We start from the raw sequence: 17,760 nt of genomic DNA, 5'->3' as shown, positions 1-17,760 counted from the left end.
GGGGACGGGCGGCGGGGTGCCGTGGGCGCTGACGCCCGTCGCACCCCGCCGGTCCGTTCAGTCGCGCGTGAGCTTGCGGTAGGTGACCCGGTGCGGGCGGGCCGCGTCTGCCCCGAGGCGCGCCACCTTGTTCTCCTCGTACGACGCGAAGTTTCCCTCGAACCAGTACCAGGCGCCCGGGTTCTCCTCGGTGCCCTCGTACGCGAGGATGTGCGTCACCACGCGGTCGAGGAACCACCGGTCGTGAGAGACGACGACGGCGCATCCCGGGAACTCGAGCAGCGCGTTCTCGAGGGACCCGAGGGTCTCGACGTCGAGGTCGTTGGTGGGCTCGTCGAGGAGCAGGACGTTGCCGCCCTCCTTGAGCGTGAGGGCGAGGTTCAGCCTGTTGCGCTCACCGCCGGAGAGCACGCCGGCGGGCTTCTGCTGGTCCGGGCCCTTGAACCCGAAGGCAGCGACGTAGGCACGCGACGGCATCTCGACGTTGCCGACCTTCATGTAGTCCAGGCCGTCCGAGACGACCTCCCAGAGCGACTTCTTGGGGTCGATCCCGCCGCGGGACTGGTCGACGTACGAGAGCTTGACCGTCTCGCCGATCTTGAGCGTGCCGCCGTCGAGGGGTTCGAGCCCGACGATCGTCTTGAAGAGCGTCGTCTTGCCGACGCCGTTCGGACCGATCACCCCGACGATCCCGTTACGCGGCAGGTTGAACGAGAGGCCGTCGATCAGCGTCCGGCCGTCGAAGCCCTTCTGCAGACCGGTCGCCTCGAGCACGACCGAACCGAGGCGTGGCCCCGGCGGGATCTGGATCTCTTCGAAGTCGAGCTTGCGGGTGCGGTCCGCCTCGGCAGCCATCTCCTCGTAGCGGGCGAGGCGGGACTTCGACTTGGTCTGACGGCCCTTGGCGTTCATCCGGACCCACTCGAGCTCTTCCTTGAGCCGCTTGGCCTGCTTCTGGTCCTTCTTGCCCTGGATCTGCAGACGCTCGGCCTTCTTCTCGAGGTAGGTCGAGTAGTTGCCCTCGTACGGGTACAGGCGACCCCGGTCGACCTCGGCGATCCATTCGGCGACGTGGTCGAGGAAGTACCGGTCGTGGGTCACGGCCAGGACGGCACCCGGGTAGGTCGTCAGGTGCTGCTCGAGCCAGAGCACGCTCTCGGCGTCGAGGTGGTTGGTCGGCTCGTCGAGCAGCAGGAGGTCCGGCTTCTCGAGGAGCAGCTTGCACAGGGCGACCCGGCGGCGCTCACCACCGGAGAGCACGCTGACGTCTGCGTCGGGCGGCGGGCAGCGCAGCGCGTCCATCGCCTGCTCGAGCTGGGCGTCGAGGTCCCAGGCGTCTGCGGAGTCGATCGCCTCCTGCAGGTGCCCCATCTCCTCGAGCAGAGTGTCGAAGTCCGCGTCCGGCTCGGCCATCAGCGCCGAGATCTCGTTGAACCGGTCGAGCTTCGCCTTGATCTCGGCGACGCCCTCCTCGACGTTGCCGAGCACGGTCTTCGACTCGTTCAGCGGGGGTTCCTGCAGCAGGATGCCGACGGTGTAGCCGGGGGAGAGGCGCGCCTCGCCGTTCGACGGGTGGTCGAGACCGGCCATGATCTTGAGGATCGTGGACTTGCCGGCCCCGTTCGGGCCGACCACGCCGATCTTGGCTCCCGGGTAGAAGCTCATCGTGACGTCGTCGAGGATGACCTTCTCGCCGTGCGCCTTGCGTGCCTTGTACATGGTGTAGATGAACTCAGCCACTGGCTCTTCGTCCGCCCTGCATTCGCTGATCGGGTACCGCGCGGTACCCGAGATGGGTGCTCTCGGTGAGCAGCCCGGCCGCACGTGTGCGACCGGGCGCTGTCGGTCACCCAGCCTAGGCGATCACCCGCGCTCCGTGCCCGAGCCGACCAGATCGCCGGCGTCGCTCGCTCCGGGTGCGTCGGCCTGCGCGTCGGCGTCGGTCTCGAACAGCTCGCTCAGCTGATCGAGCGCGTCGAGGTCCTCGCGGGCGCCGGGCTCGTCGCCGGGGTCCTCCGCGTCGGGGGCGTCGGTCAGGGGCCGGTGGACCGTCCGCATGAACCTGGCCTGGCCGTAGGTGAGGTCCGGTCCGATCGAGGTGGCCTCGAGCACGAGCGTGCTGCGCGGCCCGTCGGGGCTGTCCCACTCCTCCGTCCCCAGCCGACCGGTGACCACAACCGGGTCGGACTTCCGCAGGGACTCCGCGACGTTGAGGGCGGCCTCGCGCCAGACCTTGATCGTGAACCAGAGCGTCTTGCCGTCGACCCACGCATTCTGACGGACGTCGAAGAACCGCCGCGTGCTCGCCATCCGGAAGCTGGTGAACGGCGTGGAGCCGGGGAAGTGCTTGGGCTCGGTGCCCACCCAGCCGGTCAAAGTCAGTGTCAGTCCGTTGCTGCTCATCGGTTCCTCCACGCTCAGGGGCCGGCCCGGTGCCGACCCGTGCGGGAATCGTGCAGCGACGGGCGAGGTCCTCGTGCCGACGATCCGATCAGCTGGGGGACGTCACGCCGGCGGTCGTGCTGGGGACGGGTCGGTCGAGTGGCCGGCCTGCGCGACCGCGGTCAGCTCCTCCACGCGGTCGCGTTCGTCGAGGACTGCCGTCGTCGGCTCCACCAGAGCGATCCGAACGACACCGGCGACCTTCTCCCGGCCCTCGCGCAGCACGGCGGCCGAGCGGCGCCGAGCCGCCGACCTCTTCGCGGCGCCCGCCAGAGCGAGCAGGGCCACGGCCAAGATCAGTGCGCCCGCCGCGAGGGCCCAGGCCGGCACCGTCGACAGGTCGGTGAGCGAGGCGACCGTCCACCAACCCGCGGCCACCGCTGACATCGCCACCCCGGCGAGGACGGCGACGACCGCGAGGACAGACAGGGCGAGCGCGAGCCGTGACCGTCGCGCCGCGAGTGTGAGGGAGCCGAGGGCCTCGTCGACAGTGACGCGCAGCCGGTCCACGGAGGCGATGCGGGCGCCGACGTCGGCGAGCCACGACTCGGGCGCACGCCCGACGAGGGCCTCGAGCCACCGGGACCGTGCGATGTCGACCGAGTCCGGCTGGACGGGGCCGAGGGCCGGCACCGAGCCCGAGGACCCGCGGACCACAGCGGCGACGGCGTCCGCCACCGCGACCAGACCTGCAGCAGCGATGAGATCGTCCACGACGTCGTCGACCGGGAGAGGCGCGCGAGACGGCGACGGCGCCGCCACCGCGCGTGCCAGCGCCACCGCGGCGTCGTTGACCTCGGCACCGAGCCGGACCGCAGCGGTGCTCCGGCGGCTCACGACGTCGGTGAGCCGGGCGCGGATCTCGGCGATGCCGACGCCCTCGCGCGCCGAGGCGACCATCACCTGCACCCCTGTCAACCCGTCCTCGACCAGGAGCCGTGACACGTCCGCGGCCAGCTCGTCGCGCATCTCCGGGCGGACCGTGTCGATGTGGTTCAGCACCACCGTCATCGCGGACTCGTGACCGACCAGGTGCCGCAGGTAACCGGAGTGCAGCGCGTCGTCGGCGTACTTCTGCGGGTCCACCACCCACACGAGGAGGTCGACCATCGGGAGGAGCCTGTCGACGATCACACGGTGGGTCTGCTCGATCGAGTCGTGGTCCGGCAGGTCGAGGAGGACCAGCCCGCGCAGCGGCGCCTCGGTGTCACCGTCCAGTGCGCTCTCACGCTCGATGCGCCGGTCGGATGCGACGCCGAGCCAGTCGAGGAGTGCTTCACCCGTGCTGCCCCAGACGCACGCGGTGACGTCGGCCGTGGTGGGGCGCTTGACGCCGACGTCGGCGAAGTCGAGACCGGCGATCGCGTTGAAGAGGCTCGACTTGCCCGATCCGGTACCCCCGACGAGCGCGACGAGCGTGTGGTCGACGCCGAGGGCGAGCCTCTCGCGTGCACCGGCCACGGTCCCGGACACCCGCCGTGCGACGGTCTCGTCGACCCGGCTACCCGCGAGCGTGACAGCCTGCTCGAGCGCATCGGTCCGCGCGGTGAGCTCGGTGGCCGCGATGTGCTGGCCGCTCATGAGAGCCCCTTGAGCACCGCGAGGCGCAGGCGGAGGACCGATGCCGCGTCCGGGGCGAGGTCGGCTCCGTCGAGCAGACCGCTCAGGATCGCGACCTCCTCGTGCCGGGCCAGCGCTGCGGCGCGCGCCGCGAGGTTCTCGCGCAGGTGGGTCCTCAGCTCGCTGCCGGAGGCCGGGAGCGCCGCCAGGAGGAGCTCGTCGGCACGGGTGACGCCGGCGGCCGCGGCAAGAGCGACGACTGCCAGGCCGTGCTCGCCGAGCGCCCGGGCCGCGCGCGACGCGCGGGCGGACACGTGGCGATCGCTCGAGGTCACCAGCGCATGCACCGCCTGGTCGGCCGTCCGGACCCAGTCGGCAGCGGCCTCGACCGCCGAGGTCCGTCGCTCCTGAGCGGTCTGCTCGAGCGGTGCCGCACCTGCGACGGTCGGTCCGCCGGCCGGGCCGTCCGGAGCCGTGAGCGCTCCGACCAGCACGGTGTGGGCGTGGATCGCACCGCCGAGAAGGGTGGCTTCCGCCGAACGTTGCAGGTCATCGGCGAGGACGGACAGCGCCTCCTGCCGGGCGAGCCCGGTGCGCCGTGTTCCGCGCAAGCGCCCGGACGGGCGCACCACCGCGGCGAGCGGGCCGCCGGCCGCTGCGAGCTCCGACCACCGGGCCCGCGCGGCACCGTCGCCCACCGACCCGCCGCGGACGTTCTCCTCGGCGGTCCGTGCGGGGGCCTCGACCGCGACGGCAAGGACCTCGCGAATCGCCTGAGCGGCGTCCGCCTGGTCCTGCACCGCCTCGGCGAGCTCGTCGACCCACGGCCGCAGCGCGGAGAGCGACCCCCGCAGGGTGCGCGCGATCACCGCACGGGCACGATCGGTGCCCGCCAGCATCGTCAACCAGCGGGTGATCGGCGCCACGCCGGCGCTGTCGAGCAGACCCTCGTGAGGGCCGGCATCCGGGACGACGAACAACGGCACGGCCTGCATGTCGTGGCTGCGCAGCCGGTCGAGGAGGTCGCCGCGGACGGTCGGCAGGGAGTCGGCCGGGGCGCGGTTGAGCACCATCGCGATCGAGGCACCACGCTCCATCGCACCCTCGAGCACCTGCCACGGAAGTGCGTCGCCGTACCGCGCGGCCGTCGTGACGAACAACCACAGGTCGGCGGCCTCGAGGAGCCGGTGCGCGGCCTCCCGGTTGCTCTCCAGCACCGAGTCGAGGTCGGGGGCGTCGAGCAGGGCGATACCGCGCGGCACGCGCTCGTGCGTGACCACCTCCACGGCTGTCAGGACCGGGTGATCGGCGAGGAGGTCGGCGTCGTCCGGGTGGTGCACCAGCACGGGCCGGCGGGTCGTCGGACGCAGGACCCCCGCCTGGCTGACCTCGGCCCCGAGCAGCGAGTTGACGAGCGTCGACTTCCCGGCGCCCGTGGACCCCGCCACGACGACGATCGCCGGCGCCGAGAGCTCACGCAGGCGGGGGAGGAGGTGGTCCTGGAGCTGGTCCAGCAGGCGGCGCTGCGAGGCGCGGGCCCGAGTGACACCCGTGATCTCGAGCGGGAACGCGGTGGCCTCGACATCGCGCCGGAGGTCCTGGACGGCGTCGAGGAGCGATGGGGTCACGACAGGAGCCTCGGTGGTGTCCCGCTCCGCGGCGGGACCGGGCTGCACAGTCACGTCGCTATCCTTCCATCCTTCCCGCCGGCTCCCAGCATCATGCGGTAGGCGCGTCGTCGCGGGCGGGCTGCGAGCGGGTGTCGGGCACAGGATCGTCCGCTCGGGCGAGCGCCGCTACGCTTGACGGCACGCCTCCATGGGGCATGCGAAAATTCACTCTGACCTGGGATTTCGGTCTTGACCTGCGACTTTGCCTCAGGCGATCTCGGGACGCGTTTCGGCTGAACCTGGAATGCGGATCCGGTCGATGTGGAACACGGTCCGGTCCTGGGGGAGAACCGCAACGAGCGTGCGCACTGAGGTGCGCCTTTGGCCTGGGTGAACGTTCCCTGCTCGGCCACACCGTTCCGGTGGCGTCGTGTGCTGGCTCAGGGGTCTGGTTCACGAACCGAAGAGGTGGTCCAGGATCGGGACGACGACGCCCATCCACAGCGCGGCAGCGCCCCAGGCGGTCACGAGCGGGTAGGCGCGTGCCCATGGGAAGGCTTCGGGCCAGCGTCGGCGGAGATCCTTCGCGCGGCTGAGAGCGCTGGAGTATCGCGTGACCGGGACGCCGAGCGGAGCCCACATCTCGCGCAGGCGGCGCTTTCCCTCCGCCGCGGACACCGACCCTCCGCTGCGCACCGAGACTCGGAGCAGCGCGGCGCCGTCGTGGTCGAGGACCAGCGCGTAGGAGAACACGACCGTGACGTTCCCGGAGAACTCGACCTCAGCCATACGAACGTCGCCGACGTGCGCGGCGGGGACGTGACCACTGCGTCCGATCAGGGTGTGCCAGGTCACCCCGGTGGGTGTGACCTCGACCCGGCGGGCGTTGGCACGGGGTGCGCGGGGAGCCCGCGGATGGGTGTCCCCGGTCGGTGGGCGCTCGCCGAGCAGGAAGTCCTGTGCCCAGCGGGTCCAGTCGGCGGGGGAAGGCCGATCTCATCGGTGCTCGGAGCCGGTCGCCACCCGTCCTCGCCGAGGCGACGGAAGGACTTGGCTTGGGCGATCCGGCCGAGGAACTCCACCTGGTCGATCCGGGAGCCGGCCGAGACGAGCTCGTGTTCCTGCTCGCTTACTCCCGTGTACTGGTACCGGGAGCCGTCGGCGTACGTGGCCGTCAACACGGTGGTCTCCGGATCGAGCGTCACGGTCAGCACGCGTGCGTCCCGTCGCCGCTTCTGCAGGGCACCTGGTGCGGGGCGACTACGACGATCGGTCCACGTCCAGGGGTTGTATCGCGTCCGAACGGCGCTCCCGATGACCAGACCACCGAAAAGGCCCAGCACCTGCGGGGCGAACCCGGCGACGAGCACCGCGTCGGAGGTAGGTCCGTAGATCTCCGACAGGACGAAGCACCCGATGATGTTGGACCCCAGGGCAACGGCGAGGATGACTCCCACGATCGACCACAAGGACGGACCGCGATGCGGGCGCCCCGTCCGCGCAGCCGTGAACATCCGTGAGGCGCCGATCAGCGACGGGATCACCGCAACACCCGTTACGGCGAGCGCGACGACGGCGAGTCTGCCCTTCGGCACCTGGAGCTGCCACACGAAGCCCACGCCGCCGCGCCCACCCCACACCAGGATCCAGGTCAGATGCCCGTAGCGACTCAGAGCGTCACTGACGGCGCCGACAAGGCCTGCGATCAACCAGACGGCGATCACCGTTCGCAACGCACGGTGGGTCCACCGTACCGACAGCCGCGTCAGCTCAGGATCGACCGGCGGGGGAACGGACGGGTCGCGGGCATGGCTCCCCGGTCGCGTCGCGCTCACGTGTGCCCCCTCCGCACTCCCCGACTCACGCACTGCCATCGGCACGCGAAGCCCGTCCCGTAAGGGCCCGCCGCCGAGGTGATGCGAGAGCCTGTGACGGCGTGCTCCATGTTCACGACCCGGCCGTCGTGATGGCGCTGACTGTTGCCTTGACCGCCGCCCTCTCCCGTCACGCGACGCGGACCGTTCCTGTCTACTCCGGGCCGAGCGTGAACGGGCTAGTTTGGGCGCGGGTGAAGGCCTGGAGAACGCTGCTCTGGGTCCGGTTGGCCCGGACGGGCGTGCTGAGGGGGCCGATGAACGCCGAACTGGAACGACCGGCGGAGTCTCGACGGATACGCGCCGCCTATGCCAGCTTGTCCTTCTTGTGTCTCGTCATTGGTCTGGTTGGCGTTGTCGCGTTGGTTCTGGGTGGGGCGCCGAGTGATCCGGGCCCGGGTCAGGGGGCCGATCTCGGTCTCTTCCGGCTTCTCGCGATGCTGGTGGCCGTGGCGTGCTTGGCGCTCTCGACGGCCGGTGCGCTGCTGCTCCGGCAGACGTGGCGGCGCCGTCGAGCTCGCCTGGTCTTCGTCGTCCCGCCAAGCTGGCCGACGCCGCCGGAGGGGTGGTCACCCCCAGGGGGCTGGAGCCCCAGCGCAGAATTCCCAGAACCGCCGTCGGACTGGCAGTTCTGGCGTGAACAATGAGCGAGGCGTCGCACCCGAGTGTCATACAGAAACGGGGGCGGGTTGCCGGGCGTGTCCTGGGGGTCGACGCCTGCAAGGGCGGGTGGGTCGGCATTGCGCTCGGCGAACAAGACCCGCAGGCGTACGCCGCCGCGGACATCGAGGCCCTCGTCCGACAGGTCGAAGAGCACGGCCCGCTTGCGGTAGTGGCGGTCGACATCCCCATCGGGCTGCCTGACTCCGGGCGGCGCCGGGCCGACGAGCTCGCCAAGGCGGAGGTCGGTGCCCGGCGGTCGTCGGTCTTCATGACTCCCGTACGGCGCGCCCTGGGGGCGCCCGACCATCGCGCCGCCGTCGCCATCAACCGCGAACTGGCCGGCGAAGGCTTCTCGATTCAGGCTTTCGGCCTGAAGGTCAAGGTCTTCGAAGTAGAGCGCTTCGCCGGACGAGACTCACATGTGCTCATCGAGGTCCACCCCGAGGTGTCCTTCGCGCACATGGCAGGCCAGCCGCTGACCAGTCGGAAGTTGACCTGGGCAGGGGCGGAGCAACGCCGGGAGCTGCTGCGTGCGTGCGGGGTAGCCCTGTCGGGGGACCTGGGCTTGGCAGGCTGGAACGCCGGGGTGGACGACGTGCTCGACGCAGGCGCCGCGGCGTGGTCTGCCCGCAGATTCACGGCTGGACAGGCCATCTCGCTGCCTGACCCGCCGGAGCGCTTCAGCGACGGGTGGCCCGCCGCGATCTGGGTGTGATTCGCGCCAGCTCGCTGCATGGCACAGTTCGCCGTCCTTCCCGCGCGTCTGCCTCCTTCACGCTGTTGCTGGCGTCTGAGTCGTGGCCACCCCACCCCGGGGTTCCCAGGTAGCGTCTACCCTTGATCAAGCCTCAGGTGACTCCGACGAACGGCGCCGCTCCTGCTGGGATCAGTTGAATCCACTCGCCATTACCCTGGCCGACAGTGGTGGCTCGATGGGTGAAGTCGATGACCACTGACTCCGCCGAGTTCCCCTCGACGATCGCCACGATGCGGTGTGCGCCGCGGAGCTCACGGCGAAGTTCGGCGACGCTGACTGGCGACGGGCCGCCTTCACGCCAAACCGTGGTCGCGCCAGCGAATGTCGTCAGCGATCCTGCCTCGACCCTGAGTTCGCTCCCGTCGGGAGACCGGTGAAGCCCGATGACGGGCGCGGTGCGCCCGAACTGCGGTCCCGGCCCGAGGTCGCCCCAGGTGACCAGCAAGAGCGCGTCTTCGTCGTCCGATCCAGCGCTCAGCCGCGACGCTGCGCGTTCGGCAGCTTCTGCGAGCCGGATCGTCACGTACGCCTGCGCCGGGTTCGGATCGTGCTTTCCGTACTCGACAACGGCGACGCCAGGTGGTGCCAGGGACCGAAGACGGTCAGCGATCTCAGAAGGGGCCAGATCGACTACTCGGACCTCCTTCACCGTCCCTGCGTGAAGCGCATCGACGAGCATTCCGACTGTGGTCAAGTCGGTCTGCGGGAGCGAGTACCCGATGAGCGTGATGACTTCGGCAGCGCGCAGCGCCTCGTAGCCGCGCGACCACACCTCGCGCGTGATGGGGTTGGCGTAGTACGACGACTTGAGTGCCGAAGGCGGGACCAGTAGCGGTTCGCGGCCAGGCGCCATCCAGTGGCGTTCGTCAGCATCGGCGCTCTTCGGGGCGCCGAACTTGCCGGGCAGCGCTACCCGTATGGCGCTGGCGCCCGAGGCATCCCCAGGTGTCCAGAACCAGTTGGTGGAGCCGTGGAGCTTCCACAGGCGGAAGCTCCGATGGGGTCCGCTCGTACCGTCAAACTCACCAATAGAACTCCCGGCCTTCCCGGTCGGGTTGTAGTTCAGCAGGGAACCCCACTGGAACTCGGCCTCTGCGCGCCAGTCCCAGAACCGGAGAGTGTCGAATGCGCACTCGACAAGCGTGTCGTAGTTGAAGGTCAGGACGTCGGCGTCGTGCAGGTGCCACAGGCTCACGAGCTGCGCGAGCCACGGGGGCAAGGGTGCTGAAAGCGCCTCAGCGATCAGCTCGTCAAGGGTCGTCGCGATTCGGGAGGTCGCGCGCGCAAAGACGGACTGACGCTCCAGATTGTCAGCGGCATCTAGGTAGGGCTGGGCTTCAGCCCGATGAGACAGCCAGGTCTCGAACGATCCGCCCTGCAAACGCGTGAATGCGTTCGGGTCAGCGGAGGCGAGACGATCGCCTAGCTCGTCGGTGAGCGGCATGACCGGCGAGATCGCTTTCGAGAATCCCGCGCCGAGTATGAACGCCTCGCGCGGTTGTGTGCCCGCTGCCGGCAACGCCATCGTCTAGCCCCCCAGTTGTTCTCTGCACATGGATGATCGACCCACATCTACGGGGCGACACCCGAAGTGTCCCGCACCGCCACGGAGCGCGGAGATGGATGGACCCTAGGCCTAAGGGGCCTTCCCACGAGTGTTCGGTCCGACGCACGAATGCCCGAGACTCTTGTGGACGCCCGTGCCGCAGCGAGGCGGAAGGTGCTTCGCCTACGGCGTCGCAGAGAGCAGGGTGGCGGCGCGATCAACGGCGCTGGCGTATCGGGGAAGCCACTCGTCCGCGAACTGCTCCCAGTGTTCGTGAAAGCCATCCACGCGCGCCCAGGGCTGGCGGTGTGCGAGCGGGCGCCCGGCGATGGCGCTCAGCTCGGTCAGGAGCGCTCGTGCTTCCTCGTCGAGGCCGGCGTCGGCGACGGCGCCGAGCATGAACTGGAGCGATCCGCCGCCGTCGCCCGGGAAGAGCTGGACCAGCGTCCAGTTGTTGGGGAGCCGGTACTGGCGCCCGGTCTTGGACGTGGTGACCTCCCAGCCGTGCACCCGTGCGAGGTCACTGAGCCATCGCTCGACGTCACGCACCGCGACGGAGGCCGCAGCGAGGAGCTGGTCGAAGGTGCGGTCGTCGGTGGTGTTCCTCTTGGTGCGGCGTGACTCGCTTGTCTGGCCGATCACGGTCGGGGTGAAGACCCGGTGCCCATCTGCGGCGTACTGGCGGATCTCGATGCCCAGCACTTCGCACTGGGTCATCTGCTCGTTGAGGAACTCGATGATGCGCCGCAGCGTCTCAGGGATGACGTCGGCGACAAACAGCAACCGCAAGCGACCGGCGGCCAGATTCGCTTGGACCTGGCCCCAGAACGCCTCAACGGAGACTGCTCCACCGGCGCGGCCAAGTAGCTCGACGACCGCGCTGTTCGCCTCGTCCTGGCCGCCGACGCGTGCGGCCAGATCTGCTTGTAGGCGTTCGACGGGCCAGTACCGCACCCCGTTGGCGGCGTAGTCGAGCATCTGGCCGACGACCTCGCGGCGAATGCGCGTGTCCGTGCTTCGCTTGACTTCGACGATGGTGGGCACCCCGGCCTGATCGACGAAAAGATGGTCGACACTCCACTGGTCGGGTCCATCGATGGCTCCCGGAAGTCCCTGCTCGCGCGCGATCAACAGCCACTCGCGGGGTTCGTCAGGGTCGATCTGGCGCCCGGACAGCAGCGCGGGGTGCTGCTCGAGCAATCGCTGCAGGTCAGCCTCTACGTCGTAGGGTGCCAACTCCATGGCGATGAGCTCGCCGCCTCGCTCCAGGAACACACCGTCCGACATCGTTGCCCCTCCGAGTCGTAGGACCGATCGTCGCTCTGATCGACAACGTAGCGCGCGGGCGCACCCGATCCTGCTCAACGTCAGCCGGCATGCCTGCCCTGCGACGCGACAGGCCGCGTGCCGATCGTCCGTTCCACGTCGGTGGCCACGCGGTCGGGTTCGGCGAGGCACTGCCAGGCGGGGATCCGCAGGACGCGCCAGCCGATCGATTCCAGGATCTGGTCGCGGGCGAGGTCTTGGCGTCGTTGGCGTCCGCGGGTGTCGGTGTGGTGGACGCCGTCGACCTCGATGTCGAGCGGACCGGTGGGGGTGTCCAGTGCGAAGTCGAGCTCGTAGCCCTCGACGACGACCTTGAGCTCGGGGGTGTGTCCGCGGCGGGCGAGGGCGGCGAACAGGCGCCGTTCGGCGTCGGAGTGCAGGGCCGCGACCTCGATCAGGGCGTCCTGGGCTGCTGTTGCCTGGTCGGCTGTTCCGCTCGCCATGGCCACCAGGGCGTGCAGGGTCGGGACGGGCGTCTGGGCCAGGGAGGTGGTGTCGGCGAAGACGACCAGGGCGCGCCGGGCCCGGGAGACCGCGACGTTGACGAGGTTGCGTTGTTCTTCGACCCACCGGGCCGTGCCGGGGTTCGCATCTGCGGCCAGGACCGTGGAGAAGAGCATCACGTCGCGTTCGTCGCCCTGGAAGCGGTGCGCGGTGCCGACGGTGACGTCCTTCGCGTCCCAGGCGCTCGCACCGAGTGCGGTTCTCAGCCGGGTGGTGATGAGCGCGGCCTGGGCGGCGAACGGGGTCACGACCCCCAGGGTGCCGGGCTCGTCGAGGTGGGCCAGGACCCACGCGACCACCGCGTCGGCTTCCTCGAGGTTCTGTGCGCCGCCGTTCTCGCCGCGGCGGGTGCGCCCGGGGACCTCGACCAGGGACAGCCCGCGCACGTTCCCGGTCTGGGTGGAGACGTCGGTCAGGATCCGCAGTGCGCCGGCGTAGAACTGCTCGTTGAAGAACTGGGCGATCTGCGGGTGGCACCGGTAGTGCTCCTCGAGCAGCTGCGGGGGAGTGGGGCACGTGGCGGCGAACGCCGTGTACGCGGAGTCCTGCCCCACCGACAGGGCCCGCTGGTGCATCTGCGCGTGCGTCGTGCCCGCACCGGTGGCGATCTGCTCCAGTGCGCTCTTGGTGAGGGTGACGACAGGGGTGAGCTGGTTCGGGTCACCGACCACCAGGATCCGTTTGGCCCGGTACGCCAACGGCAGAACGTCCGCGATCGAGCACTGGCTGGCCTCGTCGATCACCAAGAGATCGAATAGTCCGGCCGTCAGCGGGAAGCTCTGTCGCACCGACAGGGTGGTGCATGCCCACCCCGGCACGTGGGGCAACGCCCGGACCACCGCGGCGGTGCGCGCCGCCTGGGCCGCGGCACGCAGGCGCGCCACCTGCTGCAACGCGGCCTTGCCGGTGTGCAGGTGCTCCTGGACGGTGTCGCGCACCGCGCTCGTGCCGGCCGCGGCCCACGCGGCGTCCGCGGCGGCGAGCTCGGTGCGGTCGCGTACTGGATCGGCCGGGCCCCAGTCGCCGAGCAACGCTCGGAGCTCGTCGGCGCGCACCTCAGCACTGGCCCAGGCCGCGACGTCGCCCACGCTCACCCCAGGCACGCTCGGAGCCGCCAGCGTCAGCAGTCGCCGTTCCTCGCGCCCGCGCCCCCACCGTGATCCGGCCGCCTTGACGGCGCGTCGGGCGATCTCGGTGCGTCGGTCATGTGCGGGGCCCGGGTGCGGTGAACCCCAGATCACCGTGCGTAGGGCTTCGACGTCCAGCACGAGCTGGGCAAGCTGGGCCTCCACCGCGGTCCGCTGGGCCAGGCGCCCGTGCACGGCCTCCCGGGCGGACGCGCCCGCCTCGAGCTGGCGGCGGATCACGGCGCGCGACGGGCCGGGCTGCGCACCGCGCGCGGCAAGCGCCTCCAGGACCGCAGGCAGCGCGTCACGTTGGTCCCGGTTGCCGGTGCGGATCAGCAGCGCCTCGTCCAGGCTCGCGCACCGCCGCGCGGCGACGTCGACCGCACCGTTGTTCGTCGAGGCCACCAACACGCTGCGCCCGGACACCCACTGGTTGGCGACCACCGCGGCCACGAGCTGGCTCTTGCCCGTGCCAGGTGGGCCCGTCACGACCGTGACCGCGTCCCGGGAGGCCGCGATGAGCGCACGTTCCTGGGAGTCGTTCAACGCCAACCCGTCCACGGCGACCGGCGGCAGACCCCCGACCAGGTCGAGCACCGGCCCGCCCTGCGCGGCGCCGACTGCCGGCGCCAGGGCCATGGGGGCCGCTGCAGGCCTGGTGCCCGCGTGCGGCTCCAGCAGCCACCGGGCGGCCGTGCCACGCCAGTCGTTCCGATCCAGCAAGGTGGTCAGCTCGGCCACCAGGGCCCTGGTGGCCAGATTCGACGTTCCCCGGAACACGACCGCCGTGTTTTGCACACCCACGCGGCTCAGGTCGGGGGGCATCAGGTGGTCGGGGTCCAGGACGGTCGCCTCGAAGCCCAACGTTGCCGCGACCTGCTCGACGAGCCCCTGCATCGCCGGCGCGTCCCCGAACGGCAACCCTGCCTGCACGCACCCGTCCACCGCGGCCAGCGCGTCAGCAGGGAAGAACCCCTCGCTGAGCAGGCCCGGGTTCAGGTAGGGCTCATCATCGCGGGGCATGACCGTCGCCGGCCCACCCTCCAGGGGGATGTCCAGCTCTGTCATCACCAACGGGCCCACCCGTCGTCGCCCGGACCGGTCGGTCGCGATCACCAGCGGCCACCCGTAGAACACGGCCTCACCCGGGGCGAGGCTCGCGTACAGGGACCGCAGGCGGCCATCCAGCGGGACCTCGTCGGCCCTGCCGGTGATCACGTCCTCACGGGCGAGGCGCAGCGGGCGCCACAGCTCCCCGTCTCCCACGCCCGGCGGCTCGGCCACCCCGGCGCGCTGCACCGCGAGCAGGTGGTAGCGGACCAAGGACGTCCACGGGGAGTTCGCTGCCGCAACAGCCGGGCTCACCGACCTCCCCGATACCCCGCCCGCCGGGGCGCGTGCGCCCGTCCGCGCACCGGTCGTCGGACAGCGCACGCACGCCGTCCACTTCGTCTCCGGGTTCCACCGGGCAGCCTCACCGGCCGCCAGGGTTCGCCCGCACCGACGACACTTCGTCTCGAACCGCAACGAGATCTGCCGCTCAGCCATGGCACACGCCACCCGCCCCTGACCTGCCCAGCACCGACTCTCCCCCCGGCGTGCGACTTCCCTTGCCGAAGCATGCCACCTGCACGGATGCACCGGCGTTCCCGCGGGCTGTGCGCCTCGCCCTACTCCTCGCTCGGGAACAAGCACACCAACGCCTCGACCTCCTCCACCACTTCGCGCCACTCTTCGACGACGACCTGCGGCAGGTTCAGCGTGCTCACTCGAGCGTGCAGCGCGTCCGGGGTCTTGACCCGACGACCCGTCCGCGGGGTTGGACGCGGAAGCGAGAAGCTCGAGGAGGAGTTGCGCCTTAACATCGCGCGGCCCTCCGCTGGGTCGGCAAGCGCGCTCGCGAAGGGTCGCCGCTGCCGCCTCAAGCCGCAACCTCAGCTCGAGGACCTCAACGGGACGCTGCGTGGTCGGCCGCACTTGGCTCACAACAGTCGTGCCGTTCGCAGGGAACATGGTGGTCGGTCGAGGCGCGGTGCGCGGCGCGAGCCTCGCATCTGGGTGCGCGCCCTCGGAGGTGCTCGCGAAGCCGCTGGTCATCAGTAGTGACGACCACGATTCGACAGTTTGCGTCCGAACCCGCGTGCTCGAGCCACTTGGCCCACGTCGCGCGTGCGGCGCAGATGTGCCCGAGCGAAACGTCCACTCAGCGGCGCCCGTGAATGCGAAGGACTCGAGGCCTTGCGCACGACCCCGAGCCTGGCCGGATCAGCCGACGCCTCTGCCTGTCAGGTTGATCACGACTGCTCGGGCGGGTCCTCATCCGTGAGCCAAGATGCTGGCACGAGCTTGCGGATCTGGCCGTCCGGATCCTGCCTGCGCCACTCTACGACAATCGAGTCCTGGAACCAGGGCTCGTCGATGTTGGCGTGGTCGACCACGATCACCTGGAATTGGCCGTCATTCGCGGCCACGAACTCGTAGATCAGTGAGTACAGACGCCGCACGGCGATCTCGTCAGCGTCTACCTGAGTGCGCCCGGGGTGTTTAGCCATCTCAGACGGGTAGTGCCCCTGCGATGGCTGGTCGATGACTAGAAGACGTGGGACCGGGCGGTCGTGGCGGATGAACGACTGGTGCAAGGCCAGGTGACTTGCGATGTGATAGCCGATCCAGTTCTCCGCGCTGCCGATCCGGTGCAGGGGGACCGGCACGTCGTCAACATCCGCGATGATGGTGAGCTGCGACAGGTCAATACGTACCTCCCGGTCGGAGTGCTCAAGTTCGAGGCGCTTCGCGTACGTCGTCAGGTCCCGACCCACCCCAAGGAGGCGCGAGTTCAGCAGCTCGCGCGCCTTGTCATCGGACAGCTGCAATTGTATGTCCTCGACCGACTGCTCGACGTCCGCGATCCGGGCGGCAATCTGATCTATCTGCGTACGGTCGACGCTCGGCGCGCGCTCCAACACCGCATCAATGCGCCCGCGCACGAAGTCGCTCCTGCGCTGCGGGTCCGCACCGACCAGGGAATCAGCACTCAGCGCGGCGCCCACGAGCGCCCGCGCACGGGCGACGCGGCCTTGCGCGTCTGCGATCTGCCCAGCGACCTGCGCCAGCGCCAAGCCCTTCGCCGGTGAGGCGCGGCGGATCTTGCGTAGGCGCGTGTCGAGCACATCCAGCGCAGCGCGTAGCTGCAACGCGGTCGGGTCGGGCACCTGGCCGACTTGGCCGCATACCGGGCACGTCGCGGTGCTGCGCGGGTCCTGCTCATCGCCGTCAGTCGCTCGTGGCAGCAGGTTGATGCTCGCCAGCCGTCCGCTCTGGACCTCCAGGGCATCGGCGTACTCGCTGCCACGTTCGGACTCGTCTAGGAGAAGCGAGCGCTTGCCCATGAGTTGGTCGAGTTCGTCTTCGGCAACCTCGAGCTCGGCCTGAGCGGCACGACGCGCATCCTGTACGTCGGTGCGTGACGTCGATGTCGGCTCCTGCGAACTTGGCTGCAGGGCGGTGCCCGCGGCGCGGTGCAGTCGTGTCAGTAGCTCCTCGCGTGTCAGGGGCGCCGCCGCGAGCTCCGGTCGGTCCGTCAGCCCGACGTCAGCTGCCTCGATGAGCAACGACTGGAGTTCGTCGTCGAGTCCCTCGGCCCGCCTCTGGGCGATCTCAAGATCGCGTTCGAGGCGCAGTTGTTGCCGCTGCTGCCCGCGCAGCATCCCCTTGAGGGCGGCCTGGTCGGCTGGGACTGCGCCGAGGAAGTACGGCAGCGTGTCGCGCAGATTCTGCGCCTGGGCCCAGTCGTCGCTGCGATGGAAGATGTGCGTCGAGCTCGAGATCTCGTCCTGACTCTGCAGGCAAAGCAGAGCGGCGTGACCCAGGCCCGTTCGAAACGGACGGCGCAACGAGCCGGGCGCCGGTTCGACGCGGCTCTCGGTGATGCCGATGCGCTCGCCGAGCATTACCCGCATGGAGGTGCATGTCTGGTTCGCTGCCAACTCGCTGAACTCGGGCGGCTGTAACGTCTCGTCGCCGAGCCTGACCATTGCCTGGGAGTTCGTAGTGCGTCCCACCTTCGGCAGCGGGCGACCCACGAACGCGCGGCCCCCATCGGCGAACTGCCAGACGACACCGACCCACCGCAGGGCGGCCTCGACCTTCCCAGCCGAGGTCGGTACGTCCGAGCGGCCCAGGCAGTAGTCGATGAGTTTGACCAGCACCGACTTCCCGGTCTTGGACTGGCCGGTGATGACGTTCAGCGAGCCGAGGGTGAAGGGGATCGTCTCGCGCTGCCCACGGGAGGAGTAGAGCGAGAGCGAGACCAGTTGCATTGGCCCAGGATGCCAGAAGCCGGGATTGGAGG

The 17,760-nt window shown here is 70.1% G+C and carries 12 protein-coding genes; 2 read left to right on the top strand and 10 right to left on the bottom strand.

What is annotated here, in order from left to right; translation table 11 throughout:
• Positions 1 to 57: 57 nt before the first annotated feature.
• From ettA to LJB74_RS03085, 6 genes are all read right to left on the bottom strand, one after another.
• Positions 58 to 1,740 carry an energy-dependent translational throttle protein EttA gene (gene ettA, locus LJB74_RS03110; RefSeq protein WP_259307151.1) on the bottom strand — a complete coding sequence of 561 codons (1,683 nt, stop codon included), beginning with the start codon at positions 1,738 to 1,740 and terminating at the stop codon, positions 58 to 60.
• A 123-nt stretch (positions 1,741 to 1,863) separates the two neighbouring features.
• Complete coding sequence (locus LJB74_RS03105) at positions 1,864 to 2,403, bottom strand: single-stranded DNA-binding protein (protein WP_259307150.1); 540 nt, start codon at positions 2,401 to 2,403, stop codon at positions 1,864 to 1,866.
• A 102-nt stretch (positions 2,404 to 2,505) separates the two neighbouring features.
• The gene (locus LJB74_RS03100) at positions 2,506 to 4,023 is read right to left on the bottom strand and encodes a GTPase (RefSeq protein WP_259307149.1); all 1,518 of its coding nucleotides are present in this window, start codon (positions 4,021 to 4,023) and stop codon (positions 2,506 to 2,508) included.
• Positions 4,020 to 5,684, bottom strand: coding sequence for a dynamin family protein (locus tag LJB74_RS03095; protein ID WP_259307148.1), 1,665 nt, complete (start codon positions 5,682 to 5,684; stop codon positions 4,020 to 4,022). The genes LJB74_RS03100 and LJB74_RS03095 overlap by 4 nt, the downstream gene beginning before the upstream one ends.
• Positions 5,685 to 6,065: 381 nt before the next feature.
• Positions 6,066 to 6,467 carry a hypothetical protein gene (locus tag LJB74_RS03090; protein ID WP_259307147.1) on the bottom strand — a complete coding sequence of 134 codons (402 nt, stop codon included), beginning with the start codon at positions 6,465 to 6,467 and terminating at the stop codon, positions 6,066 to 6,068.
• The gene (locus LJB74_RS03085) at positions 6,464 to 7,447 is read right to left on the bottom strand and encodes a KTSC domain-containing protein (protein WP_259307146.1); all 984 of its coding nucleotides are present in this window, start codon (positions 7,445 to 7,447) and stop codon (positions 6,464 to 6,466) included. Before LJB74_RS03085 ends, LJB74_RS03090 begins: the two co-directional genes overlap by 4 nt.
• 101 nt (positions 7,448 to 7,548) lie before the next feature.
• Here LJB74_RS03085 and LJB74_RS03080 point away from each other — a divergent pair, with 101 nt between their 5' ends.
• A complete protein-coding gene (locus LJB74_RS03080) occupies positions 7,549 to 8,133 on the top strand; it encodes a hypothetical protein (protein WP_259307145.1) in 585 nt (194 codons plus the stop codon).
• The gene (locus LJB74_RS03075) at positions 8,130 to 8,864 is read left to right on the top strand and encodes a DUF429 domain-containing protein (protein WP_259307144.1); all 735 of its coding nucleotides are present in this window, start codon (positions 8,130 to 8,132) and stop codon (positions 8,862 to 8,864) included. The genes LJB74_RS03080 and LJB74_RS03075 overlap by 4 nt, the downstream gene beginning before the upstream one ends.
• Before the next feature lie 133 nt (positions 8,865 to 8,997).
• Here LJB74_RS03075 and LJB74_RS03070 read toward each other — a convergent pair whose 3' ends face one another.
• From LJB74_RS03070 to LJB74_RS03055, 4 genes are all read right to left on the bottom strand, one after another.
• Positions 8,998 to 10,431, bottom strand: coding sequence for a hypothetical protein (locus tag LJB74_RS03070; protein WP_259307143.1), 1,434 nt, complete (start codon positions 10,429 to 10,431; stop codon positions 8,998 to 9,000).
• 204 nt (positions 10,432 to 10,635) lie between these two features.
• Positions 10,636 to 11,739, bottom strand: a complete 1,104-nt coding sequence (locus LJB74_RS03065; RefSeq protein WP_259307142.1) for a hypothetical protein — start codon at positions 11,737 to 11,739, stop codon at positions 10,636 to 10,638.
• A gap of 80 nt (positions 11,740 to 11,819) precedes the next feature.
• Entirely contained in the window at positions 11,820 to 14,774 is a 2,955-nt protein-coding gene (locus LJB74_RS03060; RefSeq protein ID WP_259307141.1) for an AAA domain-containing protein, read from the bottom strand.
• A gap of 929 nt (positions 14,775 to 15,703) precedes the next feature.
• Positions 15,704 to 17,728, bottom strand: a complete 2,025-nt coding sequence (locus tag LJB74_RS03055; RefSeq protein WP_259307140.1) for a DUF3732 domain-containing protein — start codon at positions 17,726 to 17,728, stop codon at positions 15,704 to 15,706.
• Positions 17,729 to 17,760: the final 32 nt, after the last annotated feature.

It is taken from the genome of Cellulomonas sp. P24, assembly GCF_024704385.1.
In the GTDB taxonomy this organism is placed as follows: Bacteria; Actinomycetota; Actinomycetes; order Actinomycetales; family Cellulomonadaceae; genus JAJDFX01.
The sequence above is the reverse complement of the archived record's forward strand: the minus strand, read 5'-3'. Positions and strand labels throughout refer to the sequence as shown.

Bases quoted from the DNA above. Each gene is read 5' to 3' on its own strand.
- LJB74_RS03105 (WP_259307150.1), bottom strand. From the start codon at position 2,403: ATGAGCAGCAACGGACTGACACTGACTTTGACCGGCTGGGTGGGCACC.
- LJB74_RS03100 (WP_259307149.1), bottom strand. From the start codon at position 4,023: ATGAGCGGCCAGCACATCGCGGCCACCGAGCTCACCGCGCGGACCGAT.
- LJB74_RS03075 (WP_259307144.1), top strand. From the start codon at position 8,130: ATGAGCGAGGCGTCGCACCCGAGTGTCATACAGAAACGGGGGCGGGTT.
- LJB74_RS03070 (WP_259307143.1), bottom strand. From the start codon at position 10,431: ATGGCGTTGCCGGCAGCGGGCACACAACCGCGCGAGGCGTTCATACTC.
- LJB74_RS03065 (WP_259307142.1), bottom strand. From the start codon at position 11,739: ATGTCGGACGGTGTGTTCCTGGAGCGAGGCGGCGAGCTCATCGCCATG.
- LJB74_RS03055 (WP_259307140.1), bottom strand. From the start codon at position 17,728: ATGCAACTGGTCTCGCTCTCGCTCTACTCCTCCCGTGGGCAGCGCGAG.